Genomic DNA, 18,269 nt, shown 5'->3' on the forward strand with positions numbered 1-18,269 from the left:
CTTCATACATGCCCTTTTGGCTGAAGCTGTACTTGGGGAAGCGGGACTTTGGATATGCTTTGTCCCGGTGTGCACTTTGGTATCTCTTTAAAGGACTGAAATAGGAAAAGGCACGGTCAGCGTATATAGCGGCACCAGTGTCCGAAGTTTTCGCAGTCTTCTTTTTCGTCCGGTGAGAGTTCCAGTTTATCTTTATAATTTTTAGTAAACTGCGGAAAGCCAAAGAGTTCTGCGGCCCGTGCTTCCCTGGCAGAATATACGCCTGGGACTCCCAGCCAATGGTGGCCATCCTCCTCGACTAGCAGCAGATGGTTGTAGTTATGATACCCATGCATCAGAAAGCTGTTGTTGGCTAGGTTCCAATGCCTGCGGGGAAGGGCCGAAAGCTGTGAACGCTGGATTTTTTGTATGCTGCAGTCAGATTCCTGAGATGCAGGCTGTGACAATTCAGAAGTTTCAGCTTCAGGTTTTTCTGTGGCTTTAGGCTGGGATGCCTGTGGTTCTGCAATAGTAGTGCTCTTATGTGGGTTATCAGGTATATTTGAGGCTAGAATCTCTGCTTCAGGAGTGTCAGATATACCTATGTCAGAGGCTGATAAGTTTTGGGTATTTGAAAAGCCGTCTCCTTCCAATGGTGTGTCTGTGCCAGCAGGGATGGCTTCCTCGAGAGCGGGAGCGTTTTCCCCGGATGGGGTACTTATTTCTGCTGGCGGCAAGACTGCCGACAGTGGTTTACTGTTTGCTGCGGCTGTCTCAGGGGAGGAAATTTTTTGTGGCTGGAGGGCCTTTTTAGCAGATTCTTCATCAGGACTGGATATACCGCCGGGCGCCGGACCGATTTCATCTGAAAAACTTTGTGGGGGCTGCTGATCTGGCTTGGCAGGACTGTGGAGCAAACTAGTATCAAAGGTGCTCCCCTCCGAAAGTGCCGCGTAAAACTGCCCTCCCGCTGTTTTAAGGAAGAAACCATCTATTTCTTCTAGTTTCCGATTGCTGGGGAGCTGATTTTCGGAAAATACAATTCTGGCTGAGACAGACTTGTTCATACAGTTTATTTCATCTATCATTTGAAAAATACATGAAGAGTCCTGGTTATAGAACGCGAAAAATTTTATCGTGTTCTCAGGATTTACAGGAACATTGCGGATTTGGATCTGCATAGAGCAAGAGTGATAGCTCCGGGAAATTTTGAGAAACCCTACATTGCGTAGTTTCCTATTATTTTCGTATTCATATAAGTAACAGATACCGGGATTCATATAACACCTCTGGCCTTGTCTTTCTTTCACTCTAATTTATTCCGCAATATTTTGAAAAAGAACATAAGATGTGCTAAATTATTAGAAGAAACTTAGAAATATGGAAGAATGTATTTAAAGGCATAAAGGCGGGACAGATTATGGACTTAGACGAGAAATATATGAGAGAAGCTATTAGACAGGCGAAAAAGGCATATGCCTTGGAGGAAGTACCGATTGGGTGTGTGATTGTTTTTCAGGATAAAATTATTGGACGGGGATATAACAGGCGCACTATAGATAAAAATACACTGGCCCATGCGGAGCTGATCGCAATTAAAAAAGCCAGCAGAAAGCTGGGGGACTGGCGGCTCGAGGACTGCACAATGTACGTTACCCTGGAACCATGCCAAATGTGTTCCGGCGCTATTATACAAGCCAGGATCAAACGTGTTGTCGTAGGTTGTATGAACCCAAAAGCAGGATGCGCAGGCTCCATCCTGAATCTGCTTGACATGCAGGAATTTAATCATCAGTGTGAACTCACAACAGGTGTGCTGGAAACGGAATGCAGTACTATGATGAAACAATTCTTTACAGAACTGCGCAAGATTCATAAACAAAAGAAACAGAAAGCACAACAAGATATAGAAGGAAGAGAAAGGATGCAGTAGTAGAGAAAACAAAAATCCCATCCGCTAATGCTGCAAGGCAAACTGGCCTTGTAATACTTAGGGATAGGAGTGATTTACTACTTTTTAACGTGCATTACGCTTCGAATGTATCTCCACAAACGTTACCTCGGCAGTTAACTCAACCCAGGCGCCCTTACGGCACCCGGAAGATTCTGCTTAGTGCTGCTTCGTTCCCGACCTGACACGGTTCACAGATTTCCGTCGCGTAAGACCCAGATCTCAACGCCACTTTCCGAGGGCAGCTTTGCAAATCAACACCCTCAGCGTAATATCACCCCTGCTATAGCGGATTGCAGGTACAAGGTACCGCTAACACCCCGGCTGCACGAGATTTAATTTTACATTGTTTCAGACAAAATGTCAATGGAAAGGGACGTTTTCTTTCGCTTTTTATTTACTATACGTGGGAAGTATAGTACAATTGGGGACGTAACAAAATGCAGTTTTGTTACGTCCCCAATTGAGTTTAGTGGTGTACCTATTTGGAGACGGACCTGTACCAAAATGGAGATGGTATTTATGATGAAAACGTTGTTGGTTGCAATTAATGCCAAGTTTATTCATTCTAATCTGGCGATTCACAGCCTAAAAGGCTATGCGGAGCTTATGGGATGGCGGGTTGATACAGCAGAATATACAATTAATCAGAATATAGATCATATTCTGGCTGATATTTTTAAGCAGAAGCCAGAGCTGGTTTGTTTTTCTTGCTACTTATGGAATATAACATATGTGGAGTGTTTGTTAACGGAGATTAAAAAGATTTTACCTGATGTGCGTATATGGCTTGGGGGACCTGAGGTTTCTTTTGATGCCCCGCTGGTACTAGAAAGGTTCCGACAAGTAGATGGTGTAATGTGCGGAGAGGGAGAAGAGACATTTGCAGACCTTCTGAAATATTACAGTGGACAGATTACTCGCCTAAGTGATATTAAAGGAATCGTATTTAGGCAGAAACAGGATGACGGTTTGTTTTATATTAAAGAAACGGATCAGAGGCCTGCCATGGATATGGGGAAACTTCCCTTTGTGTATAAAAATATAGATGGGTTTGAAAATAAAATTATTTATTATGAATCTAGCAGGGGGTGTCCTTTTTCCTGTAGTTATTGCTTGTCTTCTATAGATAAATGTCTCAGGTTTCGAGAGATAGAATTGGTAAAGAAAGAGCTTCAAGCCTTTATTGATGCAGAAGTTCCGCAAGTTAAATTTGTAGACAGGACATTTAACTGTAGGCATGAACATACGATGGCTGTCTGGTCCTATATCATTGAACACGATAAGGGCAAAACAAATTTTCATTTTGAAGTGGCGGCAGACTTATTCATTGAAGAGGAATTACAGCTATTAGAAAAAATGCGCCCAGGATTGATTCAGTTAGAGATTGGCATTCAGTCTACAAATGAAACAACAATTTGTGAAATAAAACGGAGCATGAATTTTGTGAAGGTAAAAGAGAACGTAAGGAGAATCCATGCGAAGCGGAATATACATCAGCATTTGGATCTGATTGCAGGATTGCCTTACGAAAATTATGAAAGTTTCCGGAAATCTTTTAATGATGTTTATGAGCTGCATCCAGAACAATTACAGTTAGGGTTTTTAAAAGTTTTGAAGGGGTCATATATGCATAGCCAGGCAGAAGAATACGGGCTTACTTATCAAGAGCGCCCTCCTTTTGAAGTGCTATCGACTAAATGGCTTTCCTACGCAGAAATACTGAAGTTAAAGACAGTGGAAGAGATGGTAGAGACATATTATAATAGCGGCCAGTTTGTCTGTACTATTCAGTTATTAGAAAAAGACTGGTCAGATAAATTTGGAATTTATGAAAAGATTGGAAGATACTATGAAGATAATAATTTGCACATCATAAATCATTCCCGGCTGGCAAGATATGAAATATTGTTTGATTTTATTTGCCGCCAGCCAGGGTTAAATATTGAGAAATACAAACAGTCGCTGACTATGGACTTATATTTGAGAGATAACGTAAAAAACAGGCCTGCATTTGCGGGAGAGACCGGTATTGCGAAAGCAGAGTCGGCAGCATTCTATGAAGCAGAGTCAAAGGAACACAGATACCTGAAAGGATATGAGCAATACGACAAAAGACAGATGAGGAAAATGACACATCTTGAAAAAATCGATGGCCGTATAGTACTGTTTGACTATAAAAATAGAGATGCTTTGACAAATCAGGCACGGTTATTTTTCATTTAGGTACAGGTCTGAATTCAATTAGGTACGTAACAAAAGCACAAAGGGTTACGTCCTAAAAGCAAAGGAGCCGCCATGAAGAAACGTACAAGGGAGATACTTGCTATACTCGATGCCCAGTATGGCCGTGAGTATGTGTGCTATCTGAATTATAATACCCCCTGGCAGTTATTGATCGCCACGATGCTCAGTGCGCAGTGTACAGACGCCAGGGTAAATATTGTGACAGAGGGTTTGTTTAAGAAATATGATACGCTGGAGAAGTTTGCAGAGGCAGATCTAAAGGAGCTGGAGCAGGATATTAAGCCTACTGGGTTTTACCACAATAAAGCTAAAAATATCATTGCGTGTACGAAGGCGCTGCTGGAGCGGTTTGGGGGAGAGGTGCCCAAAAGCCTGGAGGATCTTACCTCTCTCGCGGGGGTAGGGCGTAAGACTGCGAATGTTATCCGGGGGAATATATATCATGACCCCAGCGTTGTGGTTGACACCCATGTAAAACGTATTTCGCGCCGTTTGGGGTTAACCTTCCAGGAGGATCCAGAGAAAATCGAGCAGGATTTAATGAAGGAGCTGCCCAGGGATCACTGGATTTTATATAATATACAAATTATTACTTTTGGCCGGTCAATTTGTACGGCCAGGAGTCCAAAGTGCGCGGAATGCTTCTTGCAAAAATATTGTAAAGAGTATAAAATGTAACCTATCTAACCGTGAATATAGATATAGTAGCCGGGTATTTCCGGGATATTATATAAAAGAGGTGAGTATCTGTGAATTTTTATAACAAGAAAGTAAGAAGAATTTTTTCTATTGTCATTATCGTAATTATTTTGGCAATGGTAGCGACTATGGTAATTCCTTACCTTACAGTTTAGCATATAAAGCCGTTCATTTTAATTATACTCTTTATTTCATTAATATAAGTGTGGAGTGTGTCTTTGCCCGGATGGGATTCAGCGGCTTTAGTTTTTACTGACGATTATTTAAAGTACCAGTTATATACTGGGGGCAGGCGCCAGGAGTTTGAGGGGTATATATGGGAGACAAAGGAAGAAGAGACAGCAGGCATAAAGTGAGCAAGGCGGATAAAAGAGCTATGTTAGGCATAGTTTTTGTCTTTCTGTGCGCGGCCGCCGTGATTTTATGTGTACAGCTTTATCTCCGCAGATATATTCAGAAGTTTGAAGCGGATACTATTATTCAGGGCGTCTATATTGGCAATACAGAAGTAGCCGGCCTGACTCTGAAGGAGGCGGAAGAAAGGGTCAAGAGTGATTTATCTGCTTATGCAGAAGAAAAAGTCCTCCTGACACTGGAAGACGGCAGGACTGGCCAGGTTACGCTGGGCAGCCTGGGACTGACTGTTGACAATCTGGACAGTGCGGCCAAGGAGGCAGTGGATTATGGGAAAAAGGGAAATGCAGCATCCTGCTATAAAATATTAAAGAAGGCTGAGAAAAAGCAGAACCATAAAAAATTTGAGGCTTCATATAAAATTACAGAGGAGTCTGCAGAAAAAGCATTGAAAGACGCGATGGGTGGCCTGCTAAATGTGCCGGAAAATGCAAAAGTGTCACAGGGTGATTCCGGCATTGAGATTACGGAAGGCAAACCAGGTGAGACGATTGATATAAAAAAGACTGTAGCAGCCATTAACCAAATGCTTGGGGGGGATTGGGAAGGCAAAGGCGGAAGTGTCCGGGCATCAGTGACATATGTGGATCCAGATATTCAGGCAGATGATTTAAAGGATATGACAGATCTGCTGGGCAGTTATACAACTGTTTATGGAGGGGATCCAGGAAGCGCCCAGAATATAGAGAGTGGTGCAGGGCATATTGGCGGCCTTCTCCTGAAGCCTGGAGAGGAGATTTCGGTCAATGCCATAATGGAACCATATACTGCAGAAAATGGTTATACAGAAGCTGATTCTTTTGAAGGAGATCAGGTGGTCCAGACTATGGGCGGAGGTATCTGCCAGGTATCCACTACGCTGTATAATGCAGTGTTATTGGCGGAACTGGAGGTGACGGAGCGTTACCCCCATACGATGATGGTGTCCTATGTGGAGCCGTCCATGGATGCCGCTATTGCAGATGATGTGCTGGATCTTGGCCTAAAGAATAATTTGGATACCTCTATTTACATAGAATCTATTACAGCCGACAGCTGCCTGACATTTAATATATATGGGAAGGAAACACGTCCAGCCTCCAGAACTATCCAATATATAAGTGAGACAACAGAGACGAAAGACCCTGAAGGAAAAAGATTTGTGGCAACTCAGGATGCGGCCGGCATCTATTATACACAGAGTCCCGCGGAACCCGAAGTATCTGCAAGGCTCTGGAAAGCTGTATATGAAAATGGGGCGGAGGTTAGCCGTGATATTGTAAATTACAGCCAGTATCTGCCCTCGAAGGAGACGGTGGCTGTGGGTACTGCTTCTGAGAGGAAGGAGATAACAGATAAATTAAATGCGGCAATACAGACCCAGGATGAGGCCACAATTATGAAGTGTATACAGGATATTCAAATATCTGGAACACAGCAGTAACTGGGATAATCAGCTAAACTTATATCTAAACCTCGCTCTTAGCCGTATGCTGGCAGGGGAGTATAATCAGTTATAAGGAGAAAAGGGTGTATGAAAGCTGGAAATATTACACAGACTGTGTGGAAACGGTCTATATCAAGACAACTGAATTGCGCTGGGAGGGAGGATGGGTTCAGGCTATCGCCGGAAGAGTCACGTTCTGCCCTGCATGTAGGGGATAGTGCGGACGCGGTTTGGTCTACTGCCTCGGCGGCGGGATTCTCCAGTGAAACGGGGGAATATGCACTGCTCAAAGTAGTCAATGACCTTGCTGCCGGAGGGGCCGTTCCGAAAGGGGTTTCTATACAGGCAATGCTGCCTCTGGACACAGAAGAGGATTGGCTGAAAGAGATGACGGTGAAACTGGCGGCTTTGTGTAACAGGATGAAAATAGACTTGACCTGTGTAAAGGCAGAAGTGATCCCAGGTTTTGTGAGGCCTATGGTATTTATAACAGGTATGGGGGTGGCCCCAAGGGGCCGGCTGCTCTGTGCAGGGAATGCCCTGCCGGGACAGGATATTGTTCTCTGCGGTTATATCGGACTGGAAGGGACCCTCCGCATACTGGCAGATAGTAAAGGTGAGCTGGAGCAGCGTTTCGTGCCTTCTTTTATCCGTCAGACAGAATCTCTGAAAAAGAATCTGGACGCTTCAGATTTTATATTTGCTGCGGCGCAGATGGGGATTCTAGCCATGCATCAGGCGGGAAGCGGAGGCATATTTGCCGCTTTGTGGGAGCTGGCGGAGGCTTCAGGGATAGGCCTGGAGATAGAGTTGCCAAGGCTGAGCATAAGGCAGGAGACGGTAGAGATATGTGAGTATTATAATCTGAATCCTTATCAGCTTACCTCTGGAGGATGTATTTTGATGGCTGCAAAAGACGGGGATGCCCTGGTGGGAACACTGCAGAGGATGGGGGCGCGAGCCAGAAAGCTTGGGGTTGCCACAGATAAAAAGGATCGGGTAATCACAAGCGATGAAGAGAAAAGATATTTAGAAAGGCCTGCACCGGATGAGCTGGTGCGCTGGCAGGAGCAGCGCTTGGCAGTACATGCCAAGGAAGCCATAGACAGTAAGGAGCCAAAAGGCGTAAATTCAGACATGCCCTTAGGGTATGATATGTGAGAATAAGACAAAGGCATAGAGGAGGAAAAGCATGGAAAGTGTGAACGGCATTAGAAATGAAATTTTGAGATATCTTGAGACTAACAGCAGAGTCAATCTCGGTGAGCTGGGTGTGCTGTTAGGCGCAGATGAGGCAACGGTGGCAAATGAAATTGCAGACATGGAAAAGGAGAAAATCATCTGTGGGTACCACACATTAATTGACTGGGACAAGGCAGGGGTAGAGAAAGTGACCGCATTGATTGAAGTAAGGGTGACGCCTCAGCGCAATCAGGGATTTGACCGGATTGCAGAGCGGATTTACAATTACCCGGAAGTACACGCCGTATATTTGATTTCAGGGGGATATGACTTACTTGTTACCCTGGAAGGAAAAACTTTAAAAGAAGTGTCACGGTTTGTGTCAGAGAAGCTTTCGCCAATTGATGAAGTCATTAGTACTGCTACATACTTTATTTTGAAGAAATATAAGGACCATGGGACTATACTAGTACCAAAGAAAGAATCAGAAAGGATGCTGGTGACGCCGTAATGAGAAATCCATTATCTAAAAAAATAGTTGAGATTCAGCCCTCCGGCATCCGCAAATTTTTCGACGTGGCAAATGAGATGAAGGATGCTATTTCCCTGGGAGTGGGGGAGCCGGACTTTGACACTCCGTGGAGGATACGGGAAGAAGGGATTTTTTCCCTGGAAAAAGGGCGTACTTTTTATACTTCTAATGCAGGGCTTCAGGAGCTGAGGGAGGAAATCTGCCGTTACCTTCAGCGTAAAATACACGTATCTTATTGCCCTAAAAAGGAGACTCTGATTACTGTAGGGGGCAGCGAGGCCATCGATGTGGCCCTGCGCTGTATGCTGGATGCAGGGGACGAAGTCTTAATCCCCCAGCCAAGTTACGTCTCATATCTGCCCTGCGCTGTTATGGCGGACGGTGTTCCGGTTGTAATTCCACTCCAGTATGAGAATGAGTTCAAGCTGACAGTGGAGGATTTGGAGAAGTATACAACTCCCAGGACAAAAGTTTTGATTATGCCATTTCCCAACAACCCAACAGGTTCCATTATGACAAGGGAAGAGCTGGAGCCAGTGGCGGAGTTTATAAAGGACCATGATATTTTTGTGCTGTCAGATGAGATTTATTCTGAGCTCACATATAAATCAGAACATGTGTCCATTGCGTCCCTGCCGGGAATGCGGGAGAGGACAATTGTGATTAACGGGTTTTCCAAAGGCTTTGCCATGACAGGATGGCGCCTCGGGTATTGCTGCGGCCCTGAGGTCATTATTGAGCAGATGATAAAACTGCATCAATTTGCTATTATGTGTGCCCCTACAAACAGCCAGTATGCAGCTATTGAAGGGTTGAGAAACTGCGGGGATGAAGTGGAGGAAATGAGGAAATCCTATAATCAGAGAAGACGTTTTCTGATGCATGAGTTTGCACGTATGGGATTGGAGTGTTTTGAACCCTTTGGCGCATTTTATGTATTTCCCAGTATACAGGAGTTCAACATGACGGCAGAAGAGTTTGCCACCCGCCTGCTGAATGAAGAAAAGGTAGCGGTTGTGCCAGGAACAGCCTTTGGGGCCTGCGGCGAAGGCTTCCTGCGTATTTCTTATGCATATTCACTGGACGATCTCAAAGAAGCCTTAGGGCGCCTGGGAACATTTATACAGCGCCTGAGAAATGAGAGGTAGGGTTATGCTGAACATTGTGCTGCTTGAGCCGGAGATTCCCGCTAACACCGGAAATATTGGACGCACATGTGCGGCGACTAATACCCGGCTGCACCTGATAGAGCCATTGGGGTTTAAGCTAAATGAGAAATCACTGAAACGGGCAGGAATGGACTATTGGACAGAAATCGATGTGAAAACTTATATTGATTTTCAAGACTTTCAGGGACAGAACCCCGAGGCAAAACTGTATATGGCCACCACAAAGGCGGAGAAAATGTATATAGAAGTATCCTATGAGCCGGACTGCTATATTATGTTTGGCAAAGAAAGCGCTGGGATACCCGAGGAGCTTCTGGTGAAATATAAAGAAAATTGTGTGCGCATACCAATGGTGGGGGATACCCGCTCCCTCAATCTGGGGAACTCGGCTGCAATTATATTATATGAGGCTTTGCGGCAGAACCAGTTTGCCGGGATGAGCCGGGAGGGGCGCCTCCATCATCTTACATGGTAGGAATTTTCATTATGGACTACAAAGAAAATGTATGCTATTCTAAAATTGAATTCCCAAGGGTACCCCGCAATGCATGCCCTTGAGGGCGGATGGACACTGAGGCGTCCAATAAGGCATATGCAGAAAGGCGGTGACAAATATGATAGAAGAAACCATAAAGGCGATAAGAGAGACAGAGGGAAAAGCCGGGGCCATTGTAAAGGATGCTGATGCACAGTGTAAAAGGATACTGGAAGATGCATCCAGGGAGGCGAAGGAGCTGGGGACAGAGCTGACCCAAAAAGAGGATAAAAGGGCAGAGGCTGCTATGGAAGATGCCGTAAAGAAGGGCGGAGAAGTCCAAAAAGCAGCGCTGGCAGAAGTAGAGAATGAAATCAAAGGCCTCAAACAAGCTGCTTTGGCAAAGGAAGAGGAGGCAGTAAGTCTCGTAATATCACAATTGGTTTAGGGAAAAGCGAGATAAAGGAGGGATGGTATTATGGCGGTATTGCAGATGCAGCGAATTAGTATCTGCGCATTGAAGAAAGACCGAAAGGCAATTCTGGAAAAGCTTCAGAGCATGGGAGTCATGGAAGTCAGCCATGTGCTGGATGAGGATGAGGATTTCCACAGGATGGATACAGCCAACGCGAAAAGCAGCTTTGAGAAAGCAGCCTCGCAGGCTGACCAGGCATTGGACATACTGGGACAGTATGCGCCGGAGAAACAGTCTATGCTCTCCTCTCTGGCAGGTAAGGATTTGATTGACCAGAAGAAGTATCAGTCAGTGGTCGCTGACAGGGAAAGGCTGCAAAAGACGGCCAAGAAGATCCAAATGTTGGACAAGGAGCGGGCAGAGCAAAAGGCGAATATACTAAAGATTGAGAACACGATAGAAGCACTGAACCCCTGGATGAATTTAGATGTCCCCATGGATTTTAAAGGGACAGAGCATATCACTATGCTGCTTGGAACCCTGCCTGGTATGCTGGGCCTGGAGGATGTGTACGCCCTGCTGGCAGATTGGAAGGCGGAATTAAAAGCCGATGTCCATGTCATTTTCTCAGAACAGGACGCCACATATGTAGCAGTATTTTGTCTTAGGGAAGATGAGGCCCATGCTGAGGAAGTCCTCAGGGCAGCTGGTTTTGCAAAACCCACCCAGACAACAGATAAAGTGCCTGCTGAGGCAAAGGCGGAGCTGGAAGGGGAGATAGCAGCTATTAACAGCAGGATTGCAGAGCTGGAGAAAGAAATCTCTGCCATGGCGGCAGACCGCGGGGGATTAAAGCTGATTGCTGACTATTACAGGATCCGCGCTGAAAAGTATGAAGTACTGGGACAGCTGCCACAGTCAGAAAGGACATTTCTGGTGAGTGGGTATGTACCCAAACAGTCCGTGCCAAAGTTACAGAAAAGCCTTGCCGGCAAATACGACTGTGTCGTGGATATTGAGGATACTACAGAGGATGAGGATGTGCCCGTCCTTCTTAAAAACAATAAGTTTGCGGCCAGCTCAGAGGGCGTGCTTGAGGCGTTTGGGCTTCCTGCCAAGGGAGAGGTAGACCCCACGGCCATCATGGCAGTCTTTTATGTTTTTCTATTTGGACTTATGCTGTCAGACGCCGCATATGGGGCGATTGTTTCTATAGCATGCGGCATACTGATACTCAAGTTCCCGAGGATGGCGAGCAGTATGAAGAAGTCGCTGCAGCTATTCTTCTGGTGTGGTATTTCTACGTTATTCTGGGGTATCATGTTTGGAGGATATTTTGGCGATGTGGTAGATGTAATCTCACAGACATTTTTTGATAAAAAGGTCAGTATACCGGCCCTGTGGTTTGTACCGCTGAATAACCCGATGAAACTTCTGGTTTATTCCATGCTGTTTGGTACGATCCACCTGTTTACCGGACTTGCGATTAAAGGGTATATGTGCCTTAGGGATAAGAAATATATGGACTTTTTCTGTGATGTAATACTATGGTTTGTATTTTTGATCGGCCTTTTGATTATGTTGCTTCCGAGTGATATTTTTGCGTCAATTGCACAGGCTCAGATCGTCTTCCCGCCTGCAGTGAATGCGCTGGGCAAATGGATGGCGATTCTTGGGGCAGTTGGAATTGTGCTGATGTCCGGCCGGGCGAACAAGAACTTTGGCCTGAGGATTGCGTTGGGAGCCTATGACCTCTACAATGTGACAGGCTGGCTGAGCGATGTATTGTCGTATTCAAGACTTCTGGCGCTGGGACTTGCAACAGGAGTTATTGCATCTGTCGTAAACCAGATGGGCAGTATGGGCGGAAAAAGTGTATTTGGAGTGATACTCTTTATTTTTGCCTTTGTAGTAGGCCATATATTTAATTTAGCGATTAACCTTTTGGGGGCCTATGTGCATACAAACCGTCTCCAATACGTAGAGTTTTTTGGAAAATTTTATGAGGGCGGGGGACGTGCATTTAATCCCTTTAAAGAAAATACAAAATATGCAGATATTAAGGAGGAAATGTAGTTATGAGTCAGTTAGGTATTGTTTATGCGCTTATGGGTGCAGCAGTGGCAGTTTTTCTTGCAGGGGCAGGCTCCGCTTTGGGGGTAGGTATTGCAGGGCAGGCTGCGTCTGGAGTTGTGTCAGAGGATCCGAGTAAATTCGCCAAGGTGCTGATCCTTCAGCTTCTTCCGGGTACACAGGGTATCTATGGACTGCTGGTAGGGTTTATCACACTTTCTAAAATTGGACTGTTAGGCGGCGGCATGGCGGAGGTATCTGTACAGACAGGACTTTTGATTCTTGCAGCATGCCTTCCCATCGGTATTGTAGGGCTGATCTCCGGGAAATCACAGGGAAAGACAGCGGCAGCCGCAATCGGCATTATTGCAAAGAAGCCAGACCAGTTTGGTAAGGCTATGCTTTTCCCGGCAATGGTTGAGACATACGCGATTCTGGCACTTCTGATTTCCATCCTGGCAGTCAGCGCGATTCAGGTCTAATCTGCCCGGATTTGCAGCCATATCGCAGGAAGTTGATATTGGATTTATGTAAAAAGAAGAAAGGTAGAGCTAATAGATGAGTGGATTAGACAAAATGAAAAGTCAGATTCTGGATGAGGCGTCCCACTCAGCGGAAATGAAAATCGCAGAAGCAAAGGCAAAGGCTGAAGAGATTTTAAATGAAGCCAGGGCCGAGGCGGAGGCAAAGGCTGAGAAGATTTCCGGCAAATCACAGGAGAAGGTAAAGGACTATGAAAAAAGGGTGGCGTCCTCCTGCGAGATGCAGCGCAAGCAGGCAGTTCTTGGGGCAAAACAGGAACTGATAGCAGATGTGCTGGCCAAGGCATATGAGAGAGTCATAGGCCTGGACGGGGAGCCATATTTTGATATGGTCCGCAGAATGCTTATAAAATATGTGCTGCCGGAGTCAGGCGTAATATATTTTTCAGACAGAGATCTGAGTAGAATGCCTAAAGGGTTTGAGCAGGAGATTCAGAAGGCTGCCGCTGAAAAAGGCGGCGTCCTGGAATTGTCCAGGGAAGCCAGAGATATAGACGGAGGCTTTATCCTTGTTTATGGCGGGATTGAAGAGAACTGTACAATAAAGGCATTATTTGATGCACAGAGAGATGAGCTGTCCGATAAAGTGCACGGATTATTATTTTCATAAGGAACATCTGTGCTGCCGGCCCAAGGGTATTGCCGGACAGCCAGGATGTGTCTGCAGCCGGGGCGGGTTTGGCTTATCTGGCTGCATAGGCAGGAGGGTTAGTCTTGAATGATTTAGAATATACTTACGCCGTTGCGCGTATACGTGCTTTGGAGGCTTCGCTGTTTTCCAGTACAGAGATTGAGCGGCTGTTAGCCTGCTCAGACGAGGAGCAGTGCCTGCAGTTTTTGAACGAAAAAGGCTGGGGGGACGGGACAGGCTCTATGGACGCTTCTGATATGCTGAAAAGAGAAGAGGAAAGGACCTGGGAAGTGATTGGCGATGTTGCTCCAGATCTGTCTGTGTTTGATGTCCTTTCTTATCCCAAATTGTTCCATAACCTGAAAGCTGCAATTAAAGAAGTCTGCACAGAAGTGGAGAACCAGAATATTTTTTATGACGACTGTTCTATAAAAGGACAGGAAATGCTTCAGATTGTCAGGAATAAAGAGTTCCACCGCCTGCCGGGGAAAATGGGGGAGGCAGCCTCTGAAGCATATGACACACTGCTTCATACACGGGATGGCCAGCTCTGTGACATTATAATTGACAGGGCGGCCCTGGAGGCGATTTATGAAGCAGGCCAGAAGGCGAAGGATGAGATTATCCAGAATTATGCAGAGTCCACCGTGGCAATCGCCGACATTAAGATTGCCGTGCGTGCGCAGAAAACTGCGAAATCTGCGGAATTTATGAAGCGGGCCATGGCGCCCTGCCAGAGTGTGAACACGGAGCAGCTTGCAAAGGCGGCCATAAGCGGCATGGATGCCATACGCGATTATCTGTCAGGCACCACATATGCAGAGGGCGCCGCTGCACTGGAGGAGTCACCGTCAGCCTTTGAACGCTGGTGTGACAACCGCATGATGGAAACAATCAGGCCTCAGAAATACAATGCTTTTTCTGTGGGCCCTCTGGTGGCTTATGTCCTGGCCAGAGAGAATGAGATAAAGACAGTTCGGATTATCCTGACCGGAAAGCAGAATGATTTTCCGGAGGGTGCGATTCGGGAAAGGATAAGGGAGATGTATGTATAAGATTGCAGTAATTGGCGATTATGACAGCATTTACGGGTTTGCAACCCTGGGCCTTAGCATCTGCCCTGTCCGCAGCCGGGAGGAAGCCAGGGATAAGCTGAGGCAGCTTGCAGCCGGAAAGTATGGGATTATTTATATTACGGAAGCCGTTGCGGCAGAGCTGACAGAAGTGATCGAAGAATATAAGGAGCAGACCTTGCCTGCAATTATACAGATTCCAGGAGTTTCGGGGAACACAGGGGCAGGCGTGGAAGGCGTAAAGAAAACTGTGGAGCAGGCAGTCGGATCAGATATCCTGTTTTCACAGGAGTAAGAAAGGTGGTAAATTCGTCGAAATGAGTACGGGCACAATTAAAAAAGTGGCAGGCCCTCTGGTTATCGCAGAGGGAATGCGTGACGCGAACATGTTTGACGTGGTTCGTGTAAGCAATCAGAGACTGATTGGCGAAATCATTGAGATACATGGAGACGAGGCCTCAATACAGGTTTACGAGGAGACATCGGGACTGGGGCCGGGAGAGCCGGTAGAGTCCATGGAAGTACCTATGTCTGTAGAGCTGGGGCCTGGCTTGATTACTAGTATCTATGATGGGATCCAGAGGCCTCTGGATGATATCATGAAGGTTTCAGGTAATAATCTTAAGAGGGGCGTAGAGGTTCCTTCACTGAAAAGAGATCTGAAGTGGGAGTTTGTTCCCACCGTATCTGCCGGCGATGAAGTGGAAGCCGGAGACGTAATAGGGACAGTGCAGGAGACAATCGTTGTCCAGCAGAAAATCATGGTGCCATATGGCGTCCAGGGCAAGATTAAAGAGATTAAGGCCGGAGAGTTTACGGTGGAGGAGACAGTCGCTGTTGTTGAGACACCGCAGGGGGACAAGGAACTTACATTGATGCAGAAATGGCCGGTCCGCAAAGGGCGTCCCTATAAGAAGAAACTTCCACCGGAAATGCCCCTTGTAACAGGCCAGAGAGTTGTAGATACATTTTTCCCCATAGCTAAGGGAGGCGTGGCTGCGGTACCAGGACCATTTGGGAGCGGCAAGACAGTGATCCAGCATCAGCTTGCTAAATGGGCAGAGGCAGATATTGTGGTGTATATAGGATGTGGTGAGCGCGGAAATGAGATGACAGACGTTTTGAATGAATTTCCAGAGCTGAAGGATCCTAAGACGGGCCAGTCTTTGATGCAGAGGACTGTTCTCATCGCAAATACCTCAGATATGCCTGTTGCGGCCCGTGAGGCATCTATCTACACAGGTATCACCATTGCTGAGTATTTCAGGGATATGGGATTTTCAGTGGCTTTGATGGCTGACTCCACCTCCCGCTGGGCAGAGGCCCTCCGTGAAATGTCAGGCCGTCTGGAAGAGATGCCTGGTGAGGAAGGCTATCCCGCGTACCTTGGAAGCCGTCTTGCTCAGTTCTATGAGCGTGCCGGACATGTAATATCTTTAGGTAAAGAGGGAAGAGAAGGGGCCCTGTCTGTTATCGGCGCCGTATCCCCTCCGGGAGGAGATATTTCGGAACCTGTATCACAGGCAACACTGCGTATTGTAAAAGTATTTTGGGGGTTGGATTCTGCCCTTGCATATAAAAGGCATTTCCCTGCTATTAACTGGCTGAACAGTTATTCCTTATACCTGGATGATATGCAAAAGTGGTTTAATACCCAGGTGGCTTCTGACTGGATGGAAAACCGCCAGAAAATGATGACTCTTCTCCAGGAAGAGGCAGAGTTGGAAGAGATCGTTAAAATGGTAGGTATGGATGCACTCTCACCTAGTGACCGCCTGAAGATGGAAGCTGCACGCTCAATCCGTGAGGACTTCCTGCATCAGAACTCATTCCACGAGGTGGATACCTACACATCACTGAAAAAACAGCATATGATGATGAATCTGGTTATGGCTTTCTATGAGCAGGCTGTGGAGGCCCTGGGAGAAGGCGCTTCCCTGCAGAAGCTGATTAATATGCCAGTGCGTGAGCAGATTGGACGTTTCAAGTATACTCTTGAGGATGAGCTGGATCAGGGATATGAAGAGGTGAAGAAGGAGCTTCATGTGGAGATTGCCAATACATTAGGGAAGGAGGACCTCTAAATGCCAAAAGAATATAGAACAATACAGGAAGTGGCCGGCCCCCTGATGTTGGTGCGCGGTGTAGAGAATGTCTCCTACGACGAACTGGGAGAGATTGAACTTGCAAGCGGTGAGACCCGGCGCTGCAAGGTGTTGGAAATTAATGGAAATGATGCTCTTGTACAGTTATTTGAAAGTGCTACAGGAATTAATCTTTCCAACAGTAAAGTAAGGTTTCTGGGACGCAGTATGGAGCTGGGAGTATCAGAAGATATGTTGGGCCGTGTTTTTGACGGCTTGGGCCGACCCATTGATGAGGGGCCGGATATTCTTCCAGATGCCCGCATGGATATCAATGGCCTGCCTATGAACCCGGCTGCCAGAAGCTACCCTGAGGAGTTTATCCAGACAGGGGTATCTGCCATCGATGGACTGAATACTCTGGTCCGCGGACAAAAGCTTCCCATTTTCTCAGCTTCCGGCCTGCCCCACGCCCAGCTTGCGGCACAGATTGCAAGACAGGCCAAGGTTCTTGGGACAGACGAGAACTTTGCAGTTGTATTTGCGGCTATGGGTATTACATTTGAGGAATCCAACTTTTTTATTGAGAGTTTTAAGGAGACGGGCGCCATTGACAGGACAGTGCTGTTCGTGAACCTGGCCAATGACCCGGCTATAGAGCGAATTGCCACACCCCGTATGGCTTTGACAGCAGCAGAATACCTTGCTTTTGAGAAGGATATGCATGTCCTTGTAATTCTGACTGATATTACGAACTACGCAGATGCCCTGCGTGAAGTTTCCGCTGCCCGCAAGGAGGTGCCGGGCCGGCGTGGTTATCCTGGATATATGTATACGGACCTGGCCTCCCTGTATGAGAGAGCAGGACGGCAGGACGGCAGGAAAGGAAGTATCACGATGATACCAATCCTGACAATGCCCGAGGATGACAAGACACATCCTATTCCTGACCTTACAGGGTATATTACAGAGGGACAGATTATTTTGAGCCGTGATTTGTACCGCAGAGGCATTGCGCCTCCGGTGGATGTCCTGCCTTCATTGTCACGTCTGAAGGATAAGGGTATCGGTGATGGCAAGACCCGTGCAGATCATTCCAACACTATGAACCAGTTGTTCGCGGCATATGCACGTGGAAAGGATGCTAAGGAGCTGATGGTAATCCTGGGAGAGGCGGCTCTGACAGATATTGATCTGATATATGCAAAGTTTGCCGATGCTTTTGAGGCAGAATATGTATCCCAGGGATACTTCACAGACCGTGGAATCGAAGAGACTTTAAATATTGGATGGAAATTACTCTCCATGCTGCCAAGGACGGAATTGAAACGTATTGACGATAAGTTCCTGGATCAGTACTATGAAGGATAGGCTGTA

At 46.4% G+C, this 18,269-nt stretch carries 17 protein-coding genes and 1 other RNA gene; 16 read left to right on the forward strand and 2 right to left on the reverse strand.

Annotation, left to right across the window (positions count from 1 at the left end):
• Positions 1-116 precede the first annotated feature (116 nt).
• Positions 117-1,046 (reverse strand): DUF6128 domain-containing protein, encoded by a 930-nt coding sequence (locus EFA47_RS19015; RefSeq protein ID WP_164690071.1) that lies wholly within the window; start codon positions 1,044-1,046, stop codon positions 117-119.
• A gap of 353 nt (positions 1,047-1,399) precedes the next feature.
• On the opposite strand from EFA47_RS19015, the gene tadA reads away from it, so the two are divergent.
• On the forward strand, positions 1,400-1,912 hold the full coding sequence (gene tadA / locus EFA47_RS19020; RefSeq protein WP_122644753.1) for a tRNA adenosine(34) deaminase TadA: 513 nt from the start codon (positions 1,400-1,402) through the stop codon (positions 1,910-1,912).
• An 87-nt stretch (positions 1,913-1,999) separates the two neighbouring features.
• On the opposite strand, the gene ffs is transcribed toward tadA, so the two are convergent.
• Positions 2,000-2,262, reverse strand: an RNA gene (gene ffs / locus EFA47_RS19025) — signal recognition particle sRNA large type.
• A gap of 193 nt (positions 2,263-2,455) precedes the next feature.
• On the opposite strand from ffs, the gene EFA47_RS19030 reads away from it, so the two are divergent.
• From EFA47_RS19030 to EFA47_RS19100, 15 genes are all read left to right on the forward strand, one after another.
• Complete coding sequence (locus EFA47_RS19030) at positions 2,456-4,156, forward strand: B12-binding domain-containing radical SAM protein (protein ID WP_122644870.1); 1,701 nt, start codon at positions 2,456-2,458, stop codon at positions 4,154-4,156.
• A gap of 72 nt (positions 4,157-4,228) precedes the next feature.
• Positions 4,229-4,855: an endonuclease III gene (gene nth, locus EFA47_RS19035; protein ID WP_122644754.1), complete on the forward strand. Its 627-nt coding sequence runs from the start codon at positions 4,229-4,231 to the stop codon at positions 4,853-4,855.
• Between the two features lie 337 nt (positions 4,856-5,192).
• A complete protein-coding gene (locus EFA47_RS19040) occupies positions 5,193-6,713 on the forward strand; it encodes a VanW family protein (RefSeq protein ID WP_122644755.1) in 1,521 nt (506 codons plus the stop codon).
• Between the two features lie 90 nt (positions 6,714-6,803).
• Positions 6,804-7,877 (forward strand): AIR synthase-related protein, encoded by a 1,074-nt coding sequence (locus EFA47_RS19045; protein ID WP_122644756.1) that lies wholly within the window; start codon positions 6,804-6,806, stop codon positions 7,875-7,877.
• Between the two features lie 31 nt (positions 7,878-7,908).
• Positions 7,909-8,409 (forward strand): Lrp/AsnC family transcriptional regulator, encoded by a 501-nt coding sequence (locus EFA47_RS19050; RefSeq protein WP_122644757.1) that lies wholly within the window; start codon positions 7,909-7,911, stop codon positions 8,407-8,409.
• Positions 8,409-9,578 (forward strand): aminotransferase class I/II-fold pyridoxal phosphate-dependent enzyme, encoded by a 1,170-nt coding sequence (locus EFA47_RS19055; protein ID WP_122644758.1) that lies wholly within the window; start codon positions 8,409-8,411, stop codon positions 9,576-9,578. Before EFA47_RS19050 ends, EFA47_RS19055 begins: the two co-directional genes overlap by 1 nt.
• 4 nt (positions 9,579-9,582) lie before the next feature.
• Positions 9,583-10,074 (forward strand): tRNA (cytidine(34)-2'-O)-methyltransferase, encoded by a 492-nt coding sequence (locus tag EFA47_RS19060; RefSeq protein WP_122644759.1) that lies wholly within the window; start codon positions 9,583-9,585, stop codon positions 10,072-10,074.
• Between the two features lie 139 nt (positions 10,075-10,213).
• Positions 10,214-10,522: an ATPase gene (locus EFA47_RS19065; RefSeq protein ID WP_122644760.1), complete on the forward strand. Its 309-nt coding sequence runs from the start codon at positions 10,214-10,216 to the stop codon at positions 10,520-10,522.
• A 30-nt stretch (positions 10,523-10,552) separates the two neighbouring features.
• Positions 10,553-12,565: a V-type ATP synthase subunit I gene (locus tag EFA47_RS19070; RefSeq protein ID WP_122644761.1), complete on the forward strand. Its 2,013-nt coding sequence runs from the start codon at positions 10,553-10,555 to the stop codon at positions 12,563-12,565.
• A gap of 2 nt (positions 12,566-12,567) precedes the next feature.
• Positions 12,568-13,044: a V-type ATP synthase subunit K gene (locus EFA47_RS19075; protein WP_122644762.1), complete on the forward strand. Its 477-nt coding sequence runs from the start codon at positions 12,568-12,570 to the stop codon at positions 13,042-13,044.
• Positions 13,045-13,120: 76 nt separating this feature from the next.
• Positions 13,121-13,714 (forward strand): V-type ATP synthase subunit E, encoded by a 594-nt coding sequence (locus tag EFA47_RS19080; RefSeq protein WP_122644763.1) that lies wholly within the window; start codon positions 13,121-13,123, stop codon positions 13,712-13,714.
• 104 nt (positions 13,715-13,818) lie between these two features.
• A complete protein-coding gene (locus EFA47_RS19085; protein WP_122644764.1) occupies positions 13,819-14,790 on the forward strand; it encodes a V0D/AC39 family V-type ATPase subunit in 972 nt (323 codons plus the stop codon).
• Positions 14,783-15,103: a V-type ATP synthase subunit F gene (locus tag EFA47_RS19090; RefSeq protein WP_122644765.1), complete on the forward strand. Its 321-nt coding sequence runs from the start codon at positions 14,783-14,785 to the stop codon at positions 15,101-15,103. Before EFA47_RS19085 ends, EFA47_RS19090 begins: the two co-directional genes overlap by 8 nt.
• A 22-nt stretch (positions 15,104-15,125) precedes the next feature.
• Positions 15,126-16,892, forward strand: a complete 1,767-nt coding sequence (locus tag EFA47_RS19095) for a V-type ATP synthase subunit A (protein ID WP_122644766.1) — start codon at positions 15,126-15,128, stop codon at positions 16,890-16,892.
• Positions 16,893-18,263 carry a V-type ATP synthase subunit B gene (locus tag EFA47_RS19100; RefSeq protein WP_122644767.1) on the forward strand — a complete coding sequence of 457 codons (1,371 nt, stop codon included), beginning with the start codon at positions 16,893-16,895 and terminating at the stop codon, positions 18,261-18,263.
• Positions 18,264-18,269 lie beyond the last annotated feature (6 nt).

Origin of the sequence: Luxibacter massiliensis (assembly GCF_900604355.1) — a bacterium.
GTDB classification, from domain to species: domain Bacteria; phylum Bacillota; class Clostridia; order Lachnospirales; family Lachnospiraceae; genus Luxibacter; species Luxibacter massiliensis.